This is a genomic window from Christensenella sp. (assembly GCF_034927525.1).
Taxonomy (GTDB): Bacteria; Bacillota; Clostridia; order Christensenellales; family Christensenellaceae; genus Christensenella.
This window is the reverse complement of sequence record NZ_JAYFPU010000301.1, coordinates 1-8,300: the sequence shown is the minus strand read 5'-3', so window position 1 is coordinate 8,300 and position 8,300 is coordinate 1. Positions and strand designations below refer to the sequence as shown.

The following is an 8,300-nucleotide window of genomic DNA, read 5'->3' as shown; positions in this document are numbered from 1 at the left end:
TGGTGTGTGCGGATGGTGCGCAAAGAGAGCGGCTGCTGCACGCGATCCCAGCGGGTAAGATCGACTATTTTCTCCCGACGGTAAATAATACGGGCGGGGAGGAAGAATTTACCATGATGCGTATCCTTGATCCTGTGGCGGTGCTTGAAAACCTTGCATTAAAAAAGGAAAAATTTACGATTGCCATATCGGATTCGTTCCTCAAAGAGGAATATCTGCTTGAGGTCATGGCAAACGACAAGGGCAAAAATGTTGTGAAGCCTATTAAGGGATCGCCGGATATTTCACTTTCTGTTTCTGAATTTGCGCAAGCTGCCGCAGGGGCGTTTCGTCCTGAAAATGTGTGTGCGGGCTTTTTTGAGAGGCAGACCGCCATGTTTTTCGAAACTTACTGATTTTGCATATTTTTGTAGTTGACATTACTTGCATTATTAAGCAAATAGGACTATTATAATATATAAATTTTGTATCAGGTAGGGAAGTTGTCATGTGGGGAATCTTCGTGGGAATCGGACTGGGTGTCCTGCAGATTGTGATTTTAAAAAAGCTGATCGCAATGATGACAGCGTCGCGTAGTTCGGCGGCTATTGCAGTGCCGATCACGATTCTGAAGCTTGCCTTGATATTGGTCGTGCTCTTTCTGATGGCGAACTTTGTTTCGATCGAAGCGATGATCTGGTGCGCTGCAGGTACGGCGGCGACGATGATCGCTATACCGGTCGTGAACAGTGTTATGACGATCAGAAAATATAAGCATCAGCAGCATGGAGGTGAGCAGCAATGAATATACCCAGTGTATTTCCCGAAAAAATGACAATCTTCGGCGGGATACAGGTGAGCCAAACCCTCGTCGCTGCTTTTGGTACGACGATCGGCATTATCATATTTGCGCTTATTTTTCGTTTTGTTATTCTGAAAAATTTTAGGAGAGTCCCCAAAGGACTGCAGAACGTCATGGAGCTTATGGTGGACGGCATCAATAAGTTCTCTTCGTCGATCATGGGCGACAAGGCAAAGGCGATTGCGCCATATATCATGACGATTTTTGCTTTTATCATATTAAGCGGCGCACTGGAATTTCTTGGGATACGCTCGCCCGCAACAGACCTTAATTGTACGATTGGGCTTGCTGCGATCACGTTTATATTGATCATTGCGTTTTCGATCCGCTACAAAGGTATGAAGGGCTGGCTGAAAACATATGCGCAGCCAAAGGCTTTTATGGTTCCGATCAATGTGCTTTCATCACTTGCCGTTCCTGTATCGCTTGCCTGCCGGTTGTTTGGCAACATGTTCAGCGGGCTTGTTGTAATGGATATGCTGTATGGGGCGCTCGGTTATTTTGCGATAGGTATTCCGGCGCTTGCTTCGATTTATTTTATATTGTTCCACCTTGGCATGCAGTCGTATGTTTTTACGATGCTGACGATGTCGTTTATGGAAGAAAAGCTATAATTTTGTTTGAAACCGCTAAAAGCGGTTCATAATATTTTTGAATGCAATAAATGGAGGTAGAAAAAATGGATGTTGGTTTGATCGCTATTGGCGCAGGGTTAGCTGTTTTTACAGGCATGGGAGCAGGGATCGGTATGGGTATCGCTACAAGTAAGGCCTGCGAGGCGGTTGCGCGGCAGCCGGAAGCGACGGGCAAAATCAACCAGGTGTTGCTGATCGGTCTGGCGCTTGCAGAATCCACGGCAATTTATGGCTTTGTTATCTCTATTATTATGATCTTTACGATGGGTAAATAATAGGGGATCTCGAAGCAGAAGAACACGCTTGAGGAATAGATATGGAAATTGATGTAGTTGAGATATTGCTTTATATTGTGAACATCGTGATCCTGTTTTTGTTTTTGCGGTGGCTTTTGTATAAGCCGATCACCAAGTTTCTCCAGAACCGTACAAACGAGATACAGAAGCAGATTGATGAAGCTGCGCAGAAATATTCGGACGCGGAGCAATTGAAAGCAAGATATGACGAGATGATGCATAATGCGCAGGATCTGGCGACGGAATTGATCAATAAGGGCAAGGACGTCGCGGACGAACAGGCGCGCCAGATTGTTGCGGAAGCGGAAGACACGGCGGCGGAGATCCGTACGCGTACAGATAAGCATATTGAATCGCAGAAGCAGCAGGCAGTTATCGAAATGAGACAGGAAGTGACCAAAATGGCGATACAGATCGCGGAAAAGGTTTTGGAACGCGAAGTGTCTTATGAGGACAACAAAAACATCATCAACAAATTTTTTGAGAAGGTGAGTTAACAGTTGGAATTAAAAGGAAAACTTGTTTGCGCAACCGAATTTACGCCTGATGAAATTTCTGCGATCGTCACAAAGTTTGAAAAGCTTTTTGATGCAAAGATAGATTTTAAGGTCGAGGTAGACCCTACGCTTATCAGCGGATTTACAGCGACCGTGAAAAATATGGTCTATGATTTGAGCGCGAAATCGTATCTTGACAGGATGCAGGACTATATCGGCGACAATACGGGGCAGGCAAGCGCGGAAAAAATTGAAGATATTATAGAAACGCTCAGACAAAAGGTAATAGGAGAGCTGAAGGAAAGCTCCATCGGGAGTGACCTGGAAAAGAAAATCACGCAATATGATGTGAAATATGATATTGCTATGATTGGCATCGTGGAACGCACAGGTGATGGCGTTGTTTTTGTGCGCGGACTCGAGGGATGTAAATATGGCGAGCTGCTGCAGTTTGAAAACGAAGCATACGGCATTGTGATGAATCTGGAAACGGAACGTGTAGGCGCGGTGCTTCTAAACGGTGTGGCAGATGTTGTGGAAGGTTCGATGGTTCGTCATACGGGCGACGTCGTAAAAGTGCCTGTGGGAGATGCAGTGCTTGGTCGCGTCGTAAACCCGCTGGGGCATCCGATCGACGGTAAGGGAGCGATTTTGACGGACGAGAGCCGCCCGATCGAGACGCCCGCGCCTGCGATCATTGACAGACAATCGGTCGGTACGCCGCTGCAAACGGGCATTATGGCAATTGATTCGATGATCCCGATAGGCAGGGGACAAAGGGAATTGATCATTGGCGACCGTCAAACGGGAAAAACGGCGATCGCGGTCGATACGATCATCAACCAAAAGGGTAAAAACGTCAAATGCGTTTATGTCGCAATTGCGCAAAAGGCTTCGACGATCGCAGAGATCGTCAACAGATTGGACGAATTCGGCGCGCTCGATTATACGGCGGTCGTTGCCTCTACGGCGAGCGACACTGCGCCGATGCAGTATATTGCGCCGTATGCGGGATGTGCGATCGCAGAGAGCTTTATGAATCGCGGAGAAGATGTGCTGATCGTGTATGACGATCTTTCCAAGCACGCTGTCGCATATCGGACAATGTCGCTTTTGCTGCGCAGGCCGCCGGGGCGCGAGGCATATCCGGGCGATGTATTCTATTTGCATTCACGCCTTTTGGAGCGCGCTGCCAAGCTTTCTGATAAGCTGGGCGGCGGTTCTATGACGGCATTGCCTATTATTGAGACGATGGAGGGCGATATTTCGTCTTATATCCCGACGAACGTGATCTCGATCACTGACGGTCAGATATATCTTGAAACGGAGCTTTTCAATTCAGGACAGAGACCGGCGGTAAACGTTGGGCTTTCCGTATCGCGTGTCGGCGGTTCGGCGCATATCAAGGCAATGCGCAAGGTCGCGGGGCCGCTGCGCTTAGAGCTTGCACAATATCGCGAGCTTGAGGTGTTCTCGCAGTTTGCTTCTGATCTTGATAAGACGACGCAGGATGCGTTGACGAACGGACTCAAGGTCACGCAGGCGTTGATACAGCCGCAATATGCGCCGTATTCTGTAGAAAACCAGGTCATTCTGCGGTGTGTAGCGACCAATAAGCAGCTGATGGATGTTCCGACGGATAAAGTTCGGACGTTCAACAGTGAGTTTCTTGATTTTGTGAATGCGAAATATCCGCAGGTGAAAAGCGGGATCAAGGAGACGGGACAGCTCAGTGAAGAAAGCGAAAAGCTGATACTTGACGCTGCGAAGGAATTCAAACGCGGATTTTTGAAAGAAAAAGAAAAGACGGACGATTTCGCTGTGTCTGCTACGCTGGAAGCGAAAGTGAGTGTGGACGCACAGTGAGAAGTACGGCGGATGTGAAAAACAGCATACAGGCCATTGGCGATACCAGTAAGATCACCAAGGCAATGAAGCTGATCGCTACTTCCAAAATGAAAAAGGCGATTTCGCGCTATGACGCGAACCTGCTTTATTTTAACCGGGTGCGGAGCGCGCTAAAGGATATTCTGGTGCATTCGCATGAGTTGCACCATACCTTTTTGGAAAAGCATCAGCAGGGCAGCCCGGCGTATATCGTCATTGCGGCGGATAAAGGATTGTGTGGTGGCTATAACCACAACATCCTCAATTTTGCGCATGATTTTATGACGGATGGCGATAAGTTTGTGATCACGATCGGACAGGAGGCGCGAGCCTTCTTTGAACGCAAGGGCACGCCCATCGACGTAGAATACTTGCATATTTCGCAGAATCCGACGTTGTATGAAGCACGTAATCTGGCCTCTGATTTGTCAACGCTTTACAAAAGCGACGAGATGAATGAGGTATATTTGATCTACACGCGGTATTTTTCATCCGTTAAACAGGTTCCGACAGCGCTCAAACTGCTTCCTGTAGAGCTTAACGAGTTTGATGATATCGAGACGGAGCTCGATTACGATTGCGAGATGAATTATTACCCATCGCCGCACAAGGTGTTTGACGTGCTTGTGCCGCAATATATCATCGGACTGATTTATGGGGCGCTTATTCAGGCGTTTGCCAGTGAAAACAGTGCGCGCATGATGGCAATGGATGCTTCATCGAAAAATGCGGACGAGATGCTTAGCAAGCTGGAGATCGAAATGAACCGCGCGCGCCAGGCGGCGATCACAATGGAGATCACGGAGATCGTGGGCGCGATGGATGCGTTAACCTAAGAGGAGTTTTGAACATATGTATGATTATAAAATTGTGAGCGAAGGCGAGATCATCAAGATCACCGGGCCGGTCGTCGACGTAAAGTTTGAAGAGAATACAGACCCTTCGATCAATACGATCCTTTATGTTGAAAATGAGGGAGGGACCCCGATCTGGATGGAGGTTGCCTCGCAGATCGGTGATAATGTCGTGCGCTGCATTGCTCTGGAGGCAACGGAAGGGCTTGCCTGCGGCATGAAGGTGGCAAACACCGGCGAGCCGATCAAGATCCCGGTAGGCGACCAGATGTTAGGACGCGTTGTAAACGTTATGGGAAAGGCGATCGACGGCAAAGAGGACATCAAAACCGACGAATACTGGCCGATCTATCGTCCGGCGCCGGACTTTTCTGAGCAGAATCCTGTTTCAGAAATATTTGAAACAGGGCTTAAGGTCATCGATCTGATCTGTCCTTATGCAAAGGGTGGAAAGATCGGTTTGTTTGGCGGCGCGGGTGTTGGTAAGACAGTGCTTATCAACGAACTGATCCATAACATCGCGACGGAAAGCGGCGGTTATTCTGTGTTTACCGGCGTTGGAGAGCGAAGCAGGGAAGGCAACGATCTGATCAACGAGATGGCGGAAAGCGGCGTGCTTGAAAAGACAGCACTTGCGTTCGGGCAGATGAACGAGCCGCCGGGATCGCGTATGCGCGTAGCGATGACAGGGCTTACGATGGCGGAATACCTGCGGGATAAAACAGGCCAAAATGTACTTTTGTTTATCGATAATATTTACCGCTTTATACAGGCGGGCTCGGAGGTTTCGGCGCTTCTCGGACGGATACCCTCCGCAGTCGGTTACCAGCCGACACTGGCAAACGAGTTGGGCGCGCTTGAAGAACGTATCACGTCGACAAAGCATGGGGCGATCACCTCGGTGCAGGCGATTTATGTACCTGCCGACGACCTGACCGACCCTGCACCCGCGACGACATTTTCGCACCTTGATGCGATCACGGTGCTGTCAAGAAGCGTTTCAGAGCTTGGCATTTATCCGGCGGTCGATCCGCTGGAATCTACCTCTCGTATCCTTGACCCGCGTATCGTGGGAGAGGAGCATTATGATGTAGCAAACCGTGTGGTACATACGCTGCAGCGGTATAAGGAGCTGCAGGACATCATTTCCATACTGGGAATGGAGGAGCTGGCGCCGGAGGACAAGATCACGGTCTTTCGTGCAAGAAAAATGCAGAGGTTCTTATCGCAGCCGATGTTTGTGGCGGAGGTCTATACCGGTTTTGCCGGAAAATATGTACCCCTCAAGGACACGATCAGGAGCTTTAAAGCGATCCTCGACGGCGAGGTGGACGATTTGCCGGAGCAGGCGTTCCTTATGGTCGGCGACATCGACGACGTGAAAGAAAAAGCAAAGGGAATGGAATAAAATGGCTGCGGAATTCTTAGTTGAAATTTTAACGCCCGAGCGTTCTTTTTTCTGTGATAACGCACAGTCCATCATTTTCCCGACGGAGGATGGGCAGATGTCTATCCAGAAAGGACACGAATCGGAAGTCGTGACGGTCGTACCGGGCGAGGTGAAAATCAATACCGGAAAGAAGTGGCTGATCTGTTCTGTGGCGGAAGGATTTTTGGAAGTGCGCCCGGATGAGACGATCATGTTCACGCAGGCGGCGGAATGGCCGGAGGAAATCGACGTTAAGCGCGCGGAGCGCGCAAAAGAACGTGCGGAAGAACGGATGCGCCAGAAAATGAGCGCGGAGGAATACCGCCGCAGCAAGATCGCGATGGCGCGCGCGATGGCACGGCTGAGCCTGACAAAGAGAAAAACTACGCTGTAGCAGCGTAAAAAAGACGAGGATAGCTGCCCCGTCTTTTTTATCGAAAAGGGGAGAGAACGGGTATGGGTAGGATCATAATGCTGACCGGTGGGGCGCGCAGCGGCAAAAGTACGTATGCGCAGCAATTTGCTTCCGGATACAAAGATGTGGCATATGTCGCGACGGCGGTCAATACAGACGAGGAAATGCAGGGCAGGATTAAGCGGCATAAGCAGGAGCGCCCGAGCGAATGGACGACGTATGAGGAAGCATACGACCTGACAAAAGTAGTTGGACAAGGAAAACACGACGTTTATCTGATTGATTGCCTGACGGTTTATATCACTAACCTGATCTGGCAGGAGAAAAACGATTGGGACGAACGCGAAGTGCTTTCGGTCAGAGAGCAAAAAACGCTGGAAGAAACGATCGAAAAAAAAGTGCAGGAGCTTTTGGCGGTCTGTGCTGCCAGTGCTGCAGATTTTATTATTGTAACAAATGAAGTGGGAATGGGACTGGTTCCGGAAAATTCTTTGGGGCGGCTGTTCCGCGATATCAGCGGACGGGCAAACAGGATGCTTGCTAAGCAGGCGTACGAAGCCTATTTCGTGGTGAGCGGGATGCTGTTGCTGCTGAAAGGCGGGGCATGAAAAAATTTGGTCTGGCGATCCAGACGATGACGCGACTGCCGCTGAAAAAACAATTTGACGTTACCTGTCAGGATTACGCGGACAGTGTTGCATGGTTTCCTGCAACATCGCTTATGGCGGGGGCGGTAATGCTTGCCGTTTACCAGTTGATTTTGTTGACGGGAATACCGTATTTACCTGCGTTTTTGTGCGTGATGGCAGGAATCATGTTTACAGGCGGACTGCACATCGACGGTTTTGCCGACGTGTGCGACGCTTTCTTTGCCGGAAAAACGAAGGAGCGCACGCTTGAAATACTAAAGGACAGCCGCATGGGGACGTATGGCGTGCTGGGTATCGTTTTTATTGTTGTGGCCAAGACATTCCTGATTGCCGATTTGAACCCTGACAGAGTGTTGTGGGTTTTGTTGGCAACACCGCTGTGCGGCAAGATACCTCTGGTGTTTTGTGCAAAGCTGAGCCGTTACCCGCGCCAGGACGGCATGGCAAAGTGTATCATTGAAAATCTGAAAATCGATACGGCGCTCATTGCGATCATCATTTGTTCGGTCGCGGTTTTCCTGGTTGGTGGCTTTGCGGCAGGTTCGATCGCTGTTGCATGTATGATCGCGATTGGGGCGGTCATGTATTTTATATCTGAAAAGAAGATTGATGGTGCTACAGGGGATGTGCTTGGCGCGTGCAACGAGCTGGGCGAGATCGTGTTCCTTCTGGTGATGGCGGTGATGCTATGAAAACGAAGATCACATTCCTGCGCCATGCGCAGACGGATGCGAATAAGGACGGGAATTTTAACGGCAGTCTTGACCTGCCCCTGAATGAAACGGGGAAACAGCAA

Annotated in this window: 10 protein-coding genes and 2 pseudogenes; all 12 read left to right on the top strand. The window is 49.4% G+C overall.

Annotated elements, in window-relative coordinates; genetic code table 11:
* Window positions 1–395 (top strand): annotated as a pseudogene (locus VB081_RS12085) (hypothetical protein); the annotation flags it as partial.
* Between the two features lie 92 nt (window positions 396–487).
* Window positions 488–784, top strand: a complete 297-nt coding sequence (locus VB081_RS12080) for a hypothetical protein (RefSeq protein ID WP_323401051.1) — start codon at window positions 488–490, stop codon at window positions 782–784.
* Window positions 781–1,455, top strand: a complete 675-nt coding sequence (gene atpB / locus VB081_RS12075; protein ID WP_323401050.1) for a F0F1 ATP synthase subunit A — start codon at window positions 781–783, stop codon at window positions 1,453–1,455. The genes VB081_RS12080 and atpB overlap by 4 nt, the downstream gene beginning before the upstream one ends.
* A 65-nt stretch (window positions 1,456–1,520) precedes the next feature.
* A complete protein-coding gene (gene atpE / locus VB081_RS12070) occupies window positions 1,521–1,751 on the top strand; it encodes an ATP synthase F0 subunit C (protein WP_323401049.1) in 231 nt (76 codons plus the stop codon).
* A gap of 41 nt (window positions 1,752–1,792) precedes the next feature.
* Window positions 1,793–2,269: a F0F1 ATP synthase subunit B gene (gene atpF / locus VB081_RS12065; protein ID WP_323401048.1), complete on the top strand. Its 477-nt coding sequence runs from the start codon at window positions 1,793–1,795 to the stop codon at window positions 2,267–2,269.
* A gap of 3 nt (window positions 2,270–2,272) precedes the next feature.
* Window positions 2,273–4,069: pseudogene (gene atpA / locus VB081_RS12060) on the top strand (F0F1 ATP synthase subunit alpha); the annotation flags it as partial.
* Window positions 4,070–4,131: 62 nt separating this feature from the next.
* Window positions 4,132–4,992, top strand: coding sequence for an ATP synthase F1 subunit gamma (atpG, locus tag VB081_RS12055; protein ID WP_323401047.1), 861 nt, complete (start codon window positions 4,132–4,134; stop codon window positions 4,990–4,992).
* A 16-nt stretch (window positions 4,993–5,008) separates the two neighbouring features.
* Window positions 5,009–6,418, top strand: coding sequence for a F0F1 ATP synthase subunit beta (gene atpD / locus VB081_RS12050; protein ID WP_323401046.1), 1,410 nt, complete (start codon window positions 5,009–5,011; stop codon window positions 6,416–6,418).
* 1 nt (window position 6,419) lies between these two features.
* Window positions 6,420–6,833, top strand: coding sequence for an ATP synthase F1 subunit epsilon (atpC, locus tag VB081_RS12045; protein ID WP_323401045.1), 414 nt, complete (start codon window positions 6,420–6,422; stop codon window positions 6,831–6,833).
* Window positions 6,834–6,895: 62 nt separating this feature from the next.
* On the top strand, window positions 6,896–7,462 hold the full coding sequence (gene cobU / locus VB081_RS12040; protein ID WP_323401044.1) for a bifunctional adenosylcobinamide kinase/adenosylcobinamide-phosphate guanylyltransferase: 567 nt from the start codon (window positions 6,896–6,898) through the stop codon (window positions 7,460–7,462).
* Window positions 7,459–8,196 (top strand): adenosylcobinamide-GDP ribazoletransferase, encoded by a 738-nt coding sequence (cobS, locus tag VB081_RS12035; protein ID WP_323401043.1) that lies wholly within the window; start codon window positions 7,459–7,461, stop codon window positions 8,194–8,196. The genes cobU and cobS overlap by 4 nt, the downstream gene beginning before the upstream one ends.
* Window positions 8,193–8,300: histidine phosphatase family protein (locus VB081_RS15070; RefSeq protein ID WP_442872721.1), on the top strand; the 108-nt coding region annotated here is incomplete at its 3' end. The genes cobS and VB081_RS15070, both read left to right, overlap by 4 nt.

Coding starts and splice junctions, on each gene's coding strand:
- atpF (WP_323401048.1), top strand. CDS start 1,793: ATGGAAATTGATGTAGTTGAGATATTGCTTTATATTGTGAACATCGTG.
- cobS (WP_323401043.1), top strand. CDS start 7,459: ATGAAAAAATTTGGTCTGGCGATCCAGACGATGACGCGACTGCCGCTG.
- atpD (WP_323401046.1), top strand. CDS start 5,009: ATGTATGATTATAAAATTGTGAGCGAAGGCGAGATCATCAAGATCACC.
- atpE (WP_323401049.1), top strand. CDS start 1,521: ATGGATGTTGGTTTGATCGCTATTGGCGCAGGGTTAGCTGTTTTTACA.
- VB081_RS12080 (WP_323401051.1), top strand. CDS start 488: ATGTGGGGAATCTTCGTGGGAATCGGACTGGGTGTCCTGCAGATTGTG.
- atpB (WP_323401050.1), top strand. CDS start 781: ATGAATATACCCAGTGTATTTCCCGAAAAAATGACAATCTTCGGCGGG.
- cobU (WP_323401044.1), top strand. CDS start 6,896: ATGGGTAGGATCATAATGCTGACCGGTGGGGCGCGCAGCGGCAAAAGT.
- atpC (WP_323401045.1), top strand. CDS start 6,420: ATGGCTGCGGAATTCTTAGTTGAAATTTTAACGCCCGAGCGTTCTTTT.